12 protein-coding genes are annotated in these 12998 nt (G+C 71.4%); 9 read left to right on the top strand and 3 right to left on the bottom strand.

What is annotated here, in order from left to right; all coding sequences use genetic code 11:
* Window positions 1-5 precede the first annotated feature (5 nt).
* Entirely contained in the window at window positions 6-671 is a 666-nt protein-coding gene (locus tag MFF56_RS09030) for a hypothetical protein (protein ID WP_066918620.1), read from the bottom strand.
* Between the two features lie 386 nt (window positions 672-1057).
* Here MFF56_RS09030 and MFF56_RS09025 point away from each other — a divergent pair, with 386 nt between their 5' ends.
* Together MFF56_RS09025 and tsf are read left to right on the top strand one after the other, a co-directional pair.
* Window positions 1058-2125 (top strand): 30S ribosomal protein S2, encoded by a 1068-nt coding sequence (locus MFF56_RS09025; protein ID WP_066918618.1) that lies wholly within the window; start codon window positions 1058-1060, stop codon window positions 2123-2125.
* Window positions 2126-2261: 136 nt separating this feature from the next.
* Complete coding sequence (tsf, locus tag MFF56_RS09020; RefSeq protein WP_066918616.1) at window positions 2262-3188, top strand: translation elongation factor Ts; 927 nt, start codon at window positions 2262-2264, stop codon at window positions 3186-3188.
* Window positions 3189-3585: 397 nt separating this feature from the next.
* Here tsf and MFF56_RS09015 read toward each other — a convergent pair whose 3' ends face one another.
* On the bottom strand, window positions 3586-4779 hold the full coding sequence (locus MFF56_RS09015) for a glycosyltransferase family 2 protein (protein ID WP_238229951.1): 1194 nt from the start codon (window positions 4777-4779) through the stop codon (window positions 3586-3588).
* A 272-nt stretch (window positions 4780-5051) separates the two neighbouring features.
* Here MFF56_RS09015 and pyrH point away from each other — a divergent pair, with 272 nt between their 5' ends.
* The 5 genes from pyrH to MFF56_RS08990 all read left to right on the top strand — a co-directional run bounded on the left by pyrH (window position 5052) and on the right by MFF56_RS08990 (window position 9275).
* Window positions 5052-5771 carry a UMP kinase gene (gene pyrH, locus MFF56_RS09010; RefSeq protein ID WP_066921351.1) on the top strand — a complete coding sequence of 240 codons (720 nt, stop codon included), beginning with the start codon at window positions 5052-5054 and terminating at the stop codon, window positions 5769-5771.
* 123 nt (window positions 5772-5894) lie between these two features.
* Window positions 5895-6458: a ribosome recycling factor gene (frr, locus tag MFF56_RS09005; RefSeq protein WP_066921353.1), complete on the top strand. Its 564-nt coding sequence runs from the start codon at window positions 5895-5897 to the stop codon at window positions 6456-6458.
* A 27-nt stretch (window positions 6459-6485) separates the two neighbouring features.
* A complete protein-coding gene (locus MFF56_RS09000) occupies window positions 6486-7337 on the top strand; it encodes a phosphatidate cytidylyltransferase (RefSeq protein WP_238229950.1) in 852 nt (283 codons plus the stop codon).
* Between the two features lie 13 nt (window positions 7338-7350).
* Window positions 7351-8529 carry a 1-deoxy-D-xylulose-5-phosphate reductoisomerase gene (gene dxr, locus MFF56_RS08995; protein WP_066927579.1) on the top strand — a complete coding sequence of 393 codons (1179 nt, stop codon included), beginning with the start codon at window positions 7351-7353 and terminating at the stop codon, window positions 8527-8529.
* 101 nt (window positions 8530-8630) lie between these two features.
* The gene (locus MFF56_RS08990; RefSeq protein WP_066927577.1) at window positions 8631-9275 is read left to right on the top strand and encodes a DUF6766 family protein; all 645 of its coding nucleotides are present in this window, start codon (window positions 8631-8633) and stop codon (window positions 9273-9275) included.
* A gap of 31 nt (window positions 9276-9306) precedes the next feature.
* On the opposite strand, the gene MFF56_RS08985 is transcribed toward MFF56_RS08990, so the two are convergent.
* Window positions 9307-9954, bottom strand: a complete 648-nt coding sequence (locus tag MFF56_RS08985) for a TetR/AcrR family transcriptional regulator (RefSeq protein ID WP_066927575.1) — start codon at window positions 9952-9954, stop codon at window positions 9307-9309.
* Between the two features lie 134 nt (window positions 9955-10088).
* Here MFF56_RS08985 and MFF56_RS08980 point away from each other — a divergent pair, with 134 nt between their 5' ends.
* Together MFF56_RS08980 and MFF56_RS08975 are read left to right on the top strand one after the other, a co-directional pair.
* Window positions 10089-11294: an HlyD family secretion protein gene (locus MFF56_RS08980; RefSeq protein ID WP_066927573.1), complete on the top strand. Its 1206-nt coding sequence runs from the start codon at window positions 10089-10091 to the stop codon at window positions 11292-11294.
* A 118-nt stretch (window positions 11295-11412) separates the two neighbouring features.
* Window positions 11413-12927: a DHA2 family efflux MFS transporter permease subunit gene (locus MFF56_RS08975; RefSeq protein WP_156454043.1), complete on the top strand. Its 1515-nt coding sequence runs from the start codon at window positions 11413-11415 to the stop codon at window positions 12925-12927.
* The last annotated feature ends 71 nt before the right edge of the window (window positions 12928-12998 follow it).

The raw sequence follows: 12998 nt of genomic DNA, 5'->3' as shown, positions 1-12998 counted from the left end.
GCTCCTCAGCTGCGGATCAGGGCGTGGCGCAGGCCGGCGGCCAGCACCCGGCGGCAGAAGGGCTCGGTGAGCAGGCGGCTCTCGGATTGCGGCATCCGCGTGCCGTCGTGCTGCCCGATGCAGGCGACAAGCATCGCCGACAGCGTCGCCCTCCGGCCCGGATCGGCGGATCGCGCGGAGTCGGCGGGCTTCTCCGCCACCAGGGCGACGAGCAGGGTCCCGTACTGGCTCAGGATCATCGAGTAGGCGTCGTGCCCGATCACGCCGTTGGCGTAGGCTTGGCAGGCCGCGAACAGCCCGTCGCGCAGCGCCAGCACCGCCGGGGCGCGGCCGGCGAGCGGCGTCGCGGTCTCGGTCTGCGCGTAGGCCCCGCCGCCGCTCACGCTCGCCTTCTCGGGGATCGTGACGGTCGCGTTCGCGTTGGCGTTCTGCCCGAAGGCGATGGCGTAGTCCGGGCTCGGCTCGGTGCAGACGATCGGCAGGAGCGAGCCGTCGGGACCCGGCCGCAGGCGCTCGCTGACGAGGCGCAGGTTGCCGGTGGTGGCGAGCGTGTCCGCGCTGCCGAACCGGAACTGCGTGACCTTGGCGCTCGGCGAATCGCAGGCCGACAGCAGGCTGCCGAGGAGGCCGGTCAGGAGACAGGCGGACAGTACCGCGGAGCGTGCGCGCATCGAGACCCCCCAAGCCGATACGACGGCCGAATATCCGGCCCGCGCGCCCCGCCGATATCCAGACCTCAGGTTAGAATATCGGCGGATCAGCGCGCAGAAATATCGTTGAGGTTATGTTAGCCTGCGCGCTTCCGGCGATGCAATCCCGGTGTCGCAGGCGGTGACGACCCGGGCGGCCCCGGCCGGACCGCAATCTCAGGTTTCCGCGGCGGCGTCGGGCCTCGGCGGTCCGCGGCGTTCCCTTGCCTCGCCGCCCACCCTCTGCTATGGGCCCGCCCATTCCACACGCGGGGCTGGCCTCATGACTGAATGAGGCGTTTCCGGTGGCTGGTCGGATGGGCCGGTCGCTTCCTCCGCGGCGGTATCAACCGGAGAACGAGAGAATCATGGCCGTCGACTTCACCATGCGCCAGCTCCTTGAGGCGGGCGCCCATTTCGGTCACCAGTCGCACCGCTGGAACCCGAAGATGCAGCCCTACATCTTCGGCACCCGCAACAACATCCACATCATCGACCTGGCCCAGACGGTCCCGGCGATGCACCAGGCCCTCCAGGCCGTCAGCGACACCGTCGCCCGCGGCGGCCGCGTGCTGTTCGTCGGCACGAAGCGCCAGGCCGCCGACACGATCGCCGACGCCGCCAAGCGCTCGGCCCAGTACTACGTCAACTCCCGCTGGCTCGGCGGCATGCTGACCAACTGGAAGACCATCTCGGGCTCGATCTCGCGCCTGCGCAAGGTCTCCGAGACGCTCGAGACCGGCGGCCCCGGCCTCACCAAGAAGGAGCGCCTGATGCTGTCCCGTGAGAAGGACAAGCTCGAGAAGGCGCTCGGCGGTATCAAGGACATGGGCGGCGTGCCCGACCTGCTGTTCGTGATCGACACCAACAAGGAGCAGCTGGCGATCAAGGAGGCGAACCGCCTCGGCATCCCGGTGGCCGCCATCGTCGACACCAACTGCAACCCGGACGGCATCAGCTACATCGTCCCGGCCAACGACGACGCGGGCCGCGCCATCGCGCTCTACTGCGACCTCATCGCCCGCGCGGCGATCGACGGCATCTCGCGGGCTCAAGGCTCGTCGGGCGTCGATCTCGGCGCCTCCGAGGAGCCGATGGCCGAGGAGCTGCCGGCCAACGACGACGCGGCCCTCTCCGTGGAGTCGGGCGCCCTCGATCCGGCCGACGTGGCGATGCTCGCCGAGTCGACCGAGCACTTCGAGCTGCTCGCCGCCCCGCGCGGCGCTCCGGACGACCTGACCAAGCTCAACGGCGCCGGCCCGCAGATCGTGCAGAAGCTCAACGATGCCGGCATCTACCATTACTGGCAGATCGCCGCGATGAGCGCCGACGACGTCGCCAAGATCGATGGCGACCTCAAGCTCAACGGCCGCATCGCCCGCGACGGCTGGGTCGATCAGGCCCGCGGCTTCGTCGAGGCCGCCGCCGCCGCCTGATTCTTTTTGGGACCGGCGTCGGCCTCGCGGCCGGCGCAGCTTCCTTGAGAACCCCATCTTCGGGCCCGGCGCTCCACAGGGCGCCGGGCCCTCTCATCTCAGAGACTCCCGCGGGAGCGAGACGAAAGGACCGGCCATGGCCAACATCACCGCCGCGATGGTGAAGGAGCTCCGCGAGAAGACCGGCGCGGGCATGATGGACTGCAAGGGCGCGCTGAACGAGACGGGGGGCGATCTCGAGGCCGCCGTCGACTGGCTGCGCAAGAAGGGCCTCGCCAAGGCCGCCAAGAAGGCCGGCCGCGTCGCCGCCGAGGGTCTGGTCGCCGTCGAGTCCGCCGGCCGCCACGCCGCGGTGGTCGAGGTGAATTCCGAGACCGACTTCGTCGCCCGCAACGACGCCTTCCAGGCCTTCGCCCGCGAGGCCGCCAAGATCGCGCTCAACAGCGACGGCACGCTGGAGGGGCTGCAGGCCGCCCACTTCCCGGGCGCCTCCGAGACCGTGGCCGACAAGCTGCAGAGCCTGATCGCCACCATCGGCGAGAACATGACCCTGCGCCGCGTGACCAAGCTCGAAGTCTCCAAGGGCGTGATCGCGAGCTACGTGCACAACCAGATCTCGGACGGCCTCGGCAAGATCGGCGTGCTGGTGGCGCTCGAGTCCGAGGGCGACGTGGACGCGCTCTCCGCGCTCGGTCGCCAGATCGCCATGCACGTCGCCGCGACCAACCCGGTGGCGCTCGACGCCTCGGGCGTCGATGCCGCGACGGTGGAGCGCGAGTCGAACATCCTGCGCGAGAAGAACGCCGGCAAGCCGGACCACGTCATGGCCAAGATCGTCGAGAGCGGCCTGAAGAGCTACTACAAGGAGGTCACCCTCCTGGAGCAGCCCTTCGTGCACGACGGCTCGAAGACCATCTCGCAGGTGCTGAAGGAGGCCGCCGGCAAGGTCGGCGCTCCGGTGAACCTCACCGCCTTCGTGCGCTACGCGCTCGGCGAGGGCATCGAGAAGGAAGAGGGCCCGGACTTCGCCACCGAGGTGGCCCAGCAGGCCGGCCGCGCCTGATCGGCTGCGAGCCGTACGTTCAGGGGAAAGCCCCGGCCGAGAGGCCGGGGCTTTTCTCGTTCGGGGGCGCCCGCGCTGCTTTCTCCCTCTGTGGGGGAGGCTTCTCAGACGAACGATGGCCTGGGGACCGCTCCAGAAGATGCCGTGCAGGACTAGGCGTGCGCGGGTCCCCTCTCCCATAGGGAGAGGGACAGGGTGAGGGGTATGAGGCCTCAGAACGGGGAACAAACCTGAACGCGCGTCGACCGCGTGCTCAGGTCTGAAGCGTCATACCCCTCACCCCAACCCTCTCCCTATGGGAGAGGGGGTGCGGCGTGGGTCCAGCCCCACCCGAGGGAGGTTGGGCGTCCCACATCCTTTTCCCTACCCGCAGAGGGGGGAGGGAGAACCGCGCCCTCTACTGCTCCGGCGCGGTGGCGGAGAGCGGCGGCACGGAAGCGGCAGACCCGCCCCGCCGAAGCCTTGCGGCGATCCGAGAGGCCGGCCGCAGCATCACCAGGGCCACCCGCGCCGCACGGATCTGCCCCGGCAGATGCCGCGGCCCGACCGGCCGGAACGCGAGTCGCGGGCTCGCGCGCTCGGCCGCCGCGACCGCCTCGCCGACGCGCGGCATCGCGGCGATCCGGCGCGCCTCCTCGGCCGACACGCCGAGGAGGCGCGCCCAGGCGAGGTCGCGCCCCAGCCGGCCGGAGCGGTGCAGCCGGCGCAGGCGGTGGCGCAGCCAGCAGCGCAGTATCAGCCGGGGCACGCGCTCCATCCGGGCGTCGCAGAGCGCGTCGGGCTCCTCGCAGCGGGCGCGGATCGTGTCGGCGACGCCGCCGGGCGCCCGGCCGGAGAGCCGGGCCGAGATCGTCACCACCACGTCGCGCGGGTGGCGCACGCGAAAACCCTGCTGCAGCAGGGCGGCCACGAAGGCGCCGTCCTCGCCGAGCGGGATCTCCGGCATGCCGCCGACTTGGACGTAGGCGCCCGAGCGCACGGCGAGCGAGGCGCCGATCGTGGTGCGGTGGCAGGGCCAGGGATCGTGCGGATCCGGGTCGAGGCAGGTCTCGATCTCGGTGATCAGCGCGTCGTATTCATCTTCCAGCTTGCCGCGGGCCGGCAGCGAGGGCGGCAGCAGGGCGGCCTCCTCGGGGGCGAGTTCGACCCGGCCCGCCACCGCGTCGGCACCGGCTTCCAGCGCCGCGAGGTTGCGGGCGACCCAGTCCGGCGGCACGCGGCTGTCGGCGTCCGAGGTCAGGATCGTGCCGGTGCCGGGCCCCGCCTCGATCCAGGCGGCCGCCGCGTCCATCGCGGCGCGGCGCGCCCAGCCCGCATGGGCCCGCTCGTAGGTCGCGGTGATCAGCCGCACGGGCATCGGCAGGCTGGCGCGCAGTCCGGCGACGATCGCCTCCGTGCCGTCCGTGCAGTTGTTGAGGAACAGCACCAGCCCGAGCCGGCCCGGCGCGAGCCCGGCCTGGGCCCCGAGGGCCCGCAGGCAGGCCGCGATCCGCTCGGCCTCGTTGCGCACGGGGATCGCGACGACGACGTCCGGGCCGGAGGCCGGGACGCGTCCCTGCGGGTCGGCGATCGGAAGGGTGGTGGGCGACACGGGGCGGCTCCAATCCAGCGGGGCCGCAGACCGCCCATCGCTGGCGCGGTCCGCTCGGCCCGTCACGCCACCGGAATCGAGGCCCGGTTCGCCCCCGGATCCCGGCAACGCGGCAGTCTTAGCCGGGCTCGGCTGTACGTTTGCCGAACGGATCGGGCGGAGCACGGGCGCGGTGCCGTTCACGGTTCGCGCCCTCGACGCCGCCGGGCCGCTTCGCGTAGAAGCCCCTCGGTTCGAGAGCAGGCCGGCCGCGCTCCGGCGGAGGAGTCCCTATGCCGGAAACGCCCTATCGCCGCGTCCTGGTGAAGCTCTCCGGCGAGGCGCTCGCCGCCCCGGACGGCTACTGGCTGCACCCGCCGACGCTCGCCGGCCTCGCCGAAGACATCGCCCGGACGATCGCGACGGGCATCCAGGTCGCGCTCGTGGTCGGCGGCGGCAACATGATCCGCGGGGCGCGCATCTCCCAGGCGGGCTTCATCGACCGGGCGACCGGCGACTCGCTCGGCATGATGGCGACCGTGATGAACTCGCTGGCGCTGGAGACGGCGCTGAACGCGGCCGGCGTCCAGGCGCGGACCATGTCGGCGGTCTCGATGCCGACGATCTGCGAGACCTTCGCAAGGCAGCCCGCGCTCCACCATCTCGACAAGGGGCAGGTGGTGGTGCTGGCGGGTGGTACCGGCAACCCGTACTTCACCACCGACACGGCGGCCGTGCTGCGCGCCGCGGAACTCCGCTGCGAGGCCGTCCTCAAGGCGACCCAGGTGGACGGCGTCTACTCGGCCGACCCGAAGACGAACCCGGACGCCACCCGCTACGACCGCATCACCCACGACGAGGCGATCGCCCGCGACCTCAAGGTGATGGACACCGCCGCCTTCGCGCTCGCCCGCGAGAGCCGGCTCTCGATCGTGGTCGGCTCCGTCCACGCGCCGAGCTCGATCACCGCGATCCTCACCGGGGGTGCGCCCTGTACGCGCGTGGTGCCGTAAGGCGGGGCGAAATCCGCCCGATCCGTTTGCGGGCGCTCCGGTTTTCGTTCATTGAGGCGCCGAACGCCCGGGCCGCGCCGCCCGGACCCTTACCTTTCCGCGAACGCGTCGGGATTTGACGAGATGGCCACACCGGACTTCGACCTCAACGACATCAAGCGCCGCATGCAGGGCGCGGTGGCCTCGCTCTCGAAGGATCTGGGGTCGCTCCGCACCGGCCGCGCCACCCCGAGCCTGCTCGACCCGATCCAGGTCGATGCCTACGGCTCGGCGATGCCGATGGCGCAGGTCGCCACCGTGAGCGTGCCGGAACCCCGCCTCCTGTCGATCTCGGTCTGGGACCGCTCCATGGTCACCGCCGTCGAGAAGGCGATCCGCGAGTCCGATCTCGGCCTCAACCCGCAGACCGAGGGTCAGACCATCCGACTGCGCATCCCCGAGATGAACGAGCAGCGCCGCAAGGAGATGGTCAAGGTCGCCCACAAGTACACCGAGGAGGCGCGCGTCGCCGTGCGGCACGTGCGCCGCGACGGGCTCGACCACCTCAAGAAGCTCCTGAAGGACAGCGCCATCTCGGAGGACGACGAGAAGCGCCAGGCCACCGACGTGCAGAAGGCGACCGACCAGTACATCGCCGAGATCGACGGCGTGCTGGCCTCCAAGGAGAAGGAGATCATGCAGGTCTGACGCAGGCTCGCGTCGGGACCGCGCGCGATGGCGGGAGAGGCGGCACCGCCGCGAAAGGCCTTCGGCAGCCGTGAGCTCGGCCTGCGCGTCCTCTCGGGGATCGTGCTGGCCGCGCTCGTCGTCTCGGGCCTTGTGCTGGGCGGCTGGGCGTTTGCCGGAATCTGGCTCGCGGCCGCGATCGTCGGCGCGGGCGAGTGGATCGGCATGAGCCGCACCCTGCCGCGGCGCGCCCTTCTCGGCACCGTCGCCGTCACGCTCGCCGCGCTCACGATCTGCCTGGAGCGGGAGGTCGCGCTCCCCGTCGGCCTCGCCATTCTGGCGGGCGGTTCGGCCCTCTGCCTCGCCCTGCCTCGCGACAATCCCGGGCGCCTCAGAGCGCTCGGCGCTCTGCTGGGTGGCGCCGTCATCGCCCTGGTGCCGCCGGCCCTGCGCGACGCGCCTGAGATCGGCATCCTCGGCCCCGCCTGGATGTTCGCGGTGGTCTGGTCCACCGACATCGTCGCCTACTTCACCGGCCGTACCTTCGGGGGCCCGAAGCTGATGCCGGCGGTCTCGCCGAAGAAGACGTGGTCGGGCGCCCTCGGCGGACTCGCGGGCGCGGTGGTGGCCGGGACGGCCCTCGTCGCGCTCGCCCGCCAGCAGGGCTGGAGCCCGCTCGCCGACACCAATCTCGCCCTGGTGGCGCTCGTCAGCGCCGTCTCGTCGGTGCTGAGCCAGGCGGGCGATCTCCTCGAATCCGCCCTGAAGCGGCATTACGGGGTCAAGGATTCCGGCCGGTCGATTCCCGGCCACGGCGGCGTGATGGACCGCCTCGACGGATTTTTCGCGGTGGCGCTGCTCGCCGGCCTGTTCCTGGTCGCGCGGCGCCTCGCCGCCTGAAGGAGTTCTTTTCGTGGCTCTCACCGTCTCCGTGCTCGGCGCGACCGGCTCGATCGGCCGCTCGACCACCGACCTCCTTGCCCAGCACGCCGACCGCTTCCGGGTCGGCTCAGTGGTGGGTGGGCGCGACGCACAGGCGCTCGCCAAGCTCGCCCGCGAGATGAAGGCGGAGTTCGCCGCGCTGGCCGAGGAGTCCGCCGGCCCGGCGCTGGCCGAGGCGCTCAGTGGCTCCGGCATCCCGAATGGGGCGGGCGAGAGCGCGGTGCTTGAGGCGGTGGCGCGGGAGGCCGACATCGTAGTGGCGGCGGTCAGCGGGGCGGCCGGCCTCAAGCCGACCCACGCGGCGCTCCGGCTCGGCCGCACGGTGGCGCTTGCCAACAAGGAGAGCCTCGTCTGCGCGGGCGAGGCCTTCATGCGCGACGCCAAGCGCTACGGCGCCACCCTGCTGCCGGTCGATTCCGAGCACAACGCGCTGGCCCAGGCGCTCGGCCACGGCCCGGTCTCGGATGTGGCCAAGATGACCATCACGGCGTCGGGCGGCCCGTTCCGCACCTGGACCCGCGAGCGCATCGCGGCCGCCACCGCCGCGGAGGCCGCCGCCCATCCGACCTGGTCGATGGGCATGAAGATCAACATCGATTCGGCCTCCCTGATGAACAAGGGGCTGGAACTGATCGAGGCGCACCACCTCTTCGGCCTCGGCCACGACCGGCTCGACGCGATCGTCCACCCGCAATCGATCGTGCACGGGCTCGTCTACTGGCTCGACGGCGCGGTGACGGCGGGCCTCGCCATGCCGGACATGCGCGTGCCGATCGCCCATTGCCTGGGCTTGGGCGAGCGCCTGACCATCGCGCGCGGCCGCCCGCTCGACCTGGCGGCCGCGGGCAGCCTCACCTTCGAGCCGGTGGACGAGGCGCGTTTCCCCTGTCTGCGGATCGCCCGGGCGGCGCTCCGCGACGGCGGCGCGGCCCCGACCGTGATGAACGCCGCCAACGAGATCGCGGTGGCGGCCTTCATCCGCGGCGAGATCCCGTTCTACGGCATCGCCGATCTGGTCGAGCGCACTTGCGAGCACTTCGCCGGCATCCACCGCACGGCACCCGAGGATGTCGACGCGGCGCTCGCCATCGATGCCGAGGCGCGCGCCTGGTCGGCGCAGGCCCTGCCGCGGCTGCGCGCGGCGGGCTGAGCCCGATCGGGACCCGGAGAGGCTGGCCGAGAACGCATCCGTGTCCGCGCGGTTGGTCCTGGGCCGCCCCACGGGAGGGCGGCGCAGCGATCTACGAGACGATGGCGCGGTTCCTGAAGGACAACGGCCTCACGCTGGCCTTCTTCGGCCTGTTCCTCATCTGCATCGGCGGGCAGGCGATCAGCGGATACGCCCTCCAGGCCGAGGATCCGGCCGGCCAGTCCCGGAGTTCCGGCCTGATCGCCTATCTGGCCGATCCGAGCTTCCTGAAAGGTGTGTTCAGCAACTGGCAGGCGGCCCTGCTTCAGCTTCTGGTGCTGATCGTCTTCAGCGTGTTCCTGCGCCAGCGGGGCGCCTCGCACTCGCGGAAGCCCGATGACGAAGCGGGCGCGCAGCACCCGGGACCGGGCGCGCCCGACCAGGTGGGCCGCCCGCACTCCTGGACATACGCCAACGGGTTGTCGCTCGCCTTCCTAGCCCTGTTCCTGCTCGCCTTCGCGGCCTTCTTCTTAGCGAACGCGGCGAGCTACAATGCCGACAGGAGCCGGCGCGGAGAGGCCGCTCTCAACCTCGCGCAATCCCTCGTTTCCGCCGATCTGTGGTTCCAGACCTTCCAGACCTGGCAGGCGGAGTTCTTCGCGATGGGCATGTTCCTGCTCCTGAGCATCTATCTCAGGCAGGACGGCTCCGCGGAGTCGAAGCGGCTCACGGCCCGGGACGACGAGACGGGGGCGGTCAACGAGTAAGCCGCGGCCGGACGCGGCGCGGCGGTGCCCGCTATGCGGCCTGCGGCCCGTAGCCCGCGTAGAACACCCGCACCGCCTCCGTGACCCGGTGACGGATCTCCTCCTCGCTCGGCGCCGCGCCGGCGTTGAACAGGAGCCGCGTCAGCATCCCGGCCTGACAGAGCTGCAGGAAGTGCTTGGCGGCGAGTTCCGTGTCGGCGGGCCGCAGCCGCCCGGCCGCGACCTGCGCGTCGAGATAGGCCTTCAGCCGCTCGACCCCGCAGGCGGGCCCCGCCTCGTAGAAGGCCTGCCCGAAACGGGGAAACTTCTCGCAGGCGCCGATCACCATGCGGATGATCGAGACGTGCTCGGGCCGCGCCATCATGGCAAGGTAGCTGGCGCCCAGGCGCGTCAGAACGGCGGGCACGTCCGGGTCGGCCTCGTCCAGACGGAACAGGTTCTCGGCGAGCCCCTCCTTCTCCTCGACCGTCAGGGCCTCGAACAGGGCCTCCTTGCTGTCGAAGTAGACGTAGAGGGTGCCCTTCGAGACCCCGGCCGCCCGGGCGATCTCGCCCATGCTGGCCCCGTCGAAGCCGGACGCCATGAAGACCTGGCGCGCGCCCTCCAGGATCTGGCGGCGCTTCTCGCCCTCGGCCGGGATGGGCCCCGCCCCCCGCTCCAGTGTCGCTGCGCCCGTCATCTCGTCGCCGGATCCACCGCTCAGATTGACCGAACCGTTCGGTCAGTGCTACGTACCGCTTCCTGCCGACGGCCGTCAACTCGGGCCGCCGAATGACCGAACGGTTCGGTCAACGATCTCGAGGACCAGACCCCATGTCGCTTCGTGAGGATGCCGATCGCTCGGGCAGCTTCGTCGAGGCTGCGGAGGAGGTGCGTGATGCGGCCGCGCCGCACCGGCCGGCCCCGGCCCCGGCCCCGGAGCCTGCGGCAAGCGCCCCGGCCGCGAAGCCGCGGCGCCCCCTGCGCCGCGTCGTCCTGCTCCTGCTGCTCTGCGCCGCCCTCGGTGGAGGAGCCTATGCCGGTTGGCAGTGGTGGACGGTCGGGCGTTTCTTCGTGAGCACGGACGACGCCTACGTGCAGGCCGACATCTCGGTCCTGGCCGCCAAGGTCCCGGGCTACCTCGCCGCGGTGCCGGTGGTGAACGGGCAGGCCGTGAAGGCGGGCGCCGTGATCGCCCGGCTCGACGACGGCGACTATCGCCTCGCCCTGAAGGCGGCGGAGGACAAGCTCGCCACGCAGGAGAGCACCATCGCGCGCATCGGCCGGCAGGCGGAAGCCGCGCAGGCGCAGGTGCTGCAGAGCGCCGCCCAGATCGACGCGGCGAAGGCCGACGCCGTGCGGGCGGGCGCCGACTACGCCCGCGCCACGCAGATGCAGGCGGACTACGTCGCCAAATCCCGCCTCGACCAGGCCAAGGCCGACCGCGACCGCACCGAGGCCGCCGTAAAGTCCGCCGAGGCGGCTCTGGTGGCCGCGCGCGCCAACGTCGCGGTGCTCCAGGCCCAGACCCGGGAGGCCGAGAGCCTCGCGGCGGAACTCCGCACGGCCGTCGACCGGGCGCGGCGCGACCTCGACTTCGCTGTGATCCGCGCGCCCTTCGACGGCGTCGTCGGCAACAAGGCGGTCGAGGCCGGCGCCTACGTGGCGCCGGGCTCGCGTGTCGCCGCGCTCGTGCCCCTGCAGAGCGTGCGGATCGACGCGAACTTCAAGGAGACGCAGCTCGCCCGCGTCCGCCCGGGCCAGGAGGTCCACATCCACGTGGACGCCTACCCGGACCGCGATATCGTCGGCACGGTGGAATCGCTCTCGCCGGCCTCCGGCTCGGTCTTCAGCCTGCTGCCGCCCGACAACGCGACGGGCAACTTCACCAAGATCGTGCAGCGCCTCCCCGTGCGCGTGCAGGTGCCGGCGGACGTCGCCCGCGAGGGCGTGCTGCGCCCGGGCCTCTCGGTGGTGGTGCGGGTCGATACCCGCGACGGCGCCGACGCGCCGGTCCAGAAGCTTGCCGCCCGGCACTGAGTCCCGCGCCATGGCCGCCCAAGCCACTGCCCAAGCCACTGCCCAAGCCGCTGCCCAAGCCACTGCCCAAGCCGCCGCCGGCCCCGTCCCGGCCGACCCGCCGCTCGACCGCCGCCGCATGGTGGCGTTCGTCTGCATGGTGTTCGGGATGTTCATGGCGATCCTGGACATCCAGATCGTCTCGGCCTCGCTCAACGAGATCCAGGCCGGCCTCTCGGCGTCCGGCGACGAGATCCCCTGGGTGCAGACGAGCTACCTCATCGCCGAGGTGATCTCGATCCCGCTCTCGGGCACGCTCTCGCGGGTGCTCTCGACGCGCTGGATGTTCTCGATCTCGGCCGGCGGCTTCACGCTGATGAGCCTGATGTGCGCCACCTCCTCGTCGATCGGCGAGATGATCGTCTGGCGCGCCGCGCAGGGCTTCATCGGCGGCGGCATGATCCCGACCGTGTTCGCCTCCGCCTTCACGATCTTCCCGCCCTCGAAGCGCACGATCGTGTCGCCGATGATCGGCCTCGTGGCGACGCTGGCGCCGACCATCGGCCCGACGGTGGGCGGCTACCTCACCGACCTGTTCTCCTGGCACTGGCTGTTCCTGATCAACATCGTGCCGGGCATCTTCGTCACGGTCTCGACCTGGTTCCTGGTCGATTTCGACCGGCCGAACCTCGACCTCCTGAAATCGTTCGACTGGGCCGGCCTCGCCTTCATGGCGGGCTTCCTCGGCTGCCTCGAATACGTGCTGGAGGAAGGCCCGAACCACGACTGGCTGCAGGACGAGGCGGTCTTCGTCTGCGCGCTGGTCTGCGCCGTCTCGGGCGTCCTGTTCTTCTGGCGGGTCTTCACGGCGCGCCAGCCGATCGTGGACCTGCGCGCCTTCTCGGACCGCAACTTCGCGGGCGGCTGCGTCTTCAGCTTCGTGATGGGCATCGGCCTCTACGGGCTGACCTACCTGTACCCGGTCTATCTGGCGCGGGTGCGCGGCTACTCGGCGCTGCAGATCGGCGAGACGATGTTCGTCTCAGGGCTCTGCATGTTCGCCACCGCCCCGGTCGCCGGCAAGCTGTCGGCGAAGCTCGACCCGCGGGTGATGATGGCGCTGGGGTTCGGGGGCTTCGCGCTCGGCACCTGGATCGTCACCGGGCTGACCAAGGACTGGGACTTCTGGGAGTTGCTGCTGCCCCAGGTGCTGCGCGGCTGCTCCTTGATGCTGTGCATGATCCCGATCAACAACATCGCGCTCGGCACCCTGCCGCCGGAGCGGATGAAGAACGCCTCTGGCCTGTTCAACCTCACGCGCAACCTCGGCGGCGCGGTGGGGCTCGCGCTGATCAACACGGTGCTGAACGCCCGCTGGGACCTCCACCTCGCGCGCCTGCACGAGCGCTTCACCTGGGCCAACACCGCCGCGCTGGAGCGCCTCGACGCGATGCGGCGCCAGTTCGAGGCGTTCGGGGGCGATGCCAACGGCATGGCGCTGAAGGCCATGACCAACACGGTGCGGGTCCAGGGACTGGTGATGAGCTTCGAGGACGTGTTCCTCGTGCTGACCGTGCTGTTCCTCGCGATGGCCTGCGGCACGCCGCTGATCCGCCGCCCGAAGGGCGCCGCCCCGGCCGGGGCCGGGCACTGAGCCCGAGCCCCGAACCGCCTCCACGTCGGGCCCGTGCGCCCCTTGCGGGGGGCGAGAGGGAGAGCCGCGGC

Origin of the sequence: Methylobacterium hispanicum (assembly GCF_022179285.1) — a bacterium.
Lineage (GTDB): Bacteria > Pseudomonadota > Alphaproteobacteria > Rhizobiales > Beijerinckiaceae > Methylobacterium > Methylobacterium hispanicum.
Note: the sequence above shows the minus strand (reverse complement) of the source record. Positions and strands in the feature narration are given on the sequence as shown.

Bases quoted from the DNA above. Each gene is read 5' to 3' on its own strand.
- MFF56_RS09030 (WP_066918620.1), bottom strand. From the start codon at position 671: ATGCGCGCACGCTCCGCGGTACTGTCCGCCTGTCTCCTGACCGGCCTC.
- MFF56_RS09025 (WP_066918618.1), top strand. From the start codon at position 1,058: ATGGCCGTCGACTTCACCATGCGCCAGCTCCTTGAGGCGGGCGCCCAT.
- tsf (WP_066918616.1), top strand. From the start codon at position 2,262: ATGGCCAACATCACCGCCGCGATGGTGAAGGAGCTCCGCGAGAAGACC.
- pyrH (WP_066921351.1), top strand. From the start codon at position 5,052: ATGCCGGAAACGCCCTATCGCCGCGTCCTGGTGAAGCTCTCCGGCGAG.
- frr (WP_066921353.1), top strand. From the start codon at position 5,895: ATGGCCACACCGGACTTCGACCTCAACGACATCAAGCGCCGCATGCAG.
- MFF56_RS09000 (WP_238229950.1), top strand. From the start codon at position 6,486: ATGGCGGGAGAGGCGGCACCGCCGCGAAAGGCCTTCGGCAGCCGTGAG.
- MFF56_RS08990 (WP_066927577.1), top strand. From the start codon at position 8,631: ATGGCGCGGTTCCTGAAGGACAACGGCCTCACGCTGGCCTTCTTCGGC.
- MFF56_RS08985 (WP_066927575.1), bottom strand. From the start codon at position 9,954: ATGACGGGCGCAGCGACACTGGAGCGGGGGGCGGGGCCCATCCCGGCC.
- MFF56_RS08980 (WP_066927573.1), top strand. From the start codon at position 10,089: ATGTCGCTTCGTGAGGATGCCGATCGCTCGGGCAGCTTCGTCGAGGCT.
- MFF56_RS08975 (WP_156454043.1), top strand. From the start codon at position 11,413: ATGGTGGCGTTCGTCTGCATGGTGTTCGGGATGTTCATGGCGATCCTG.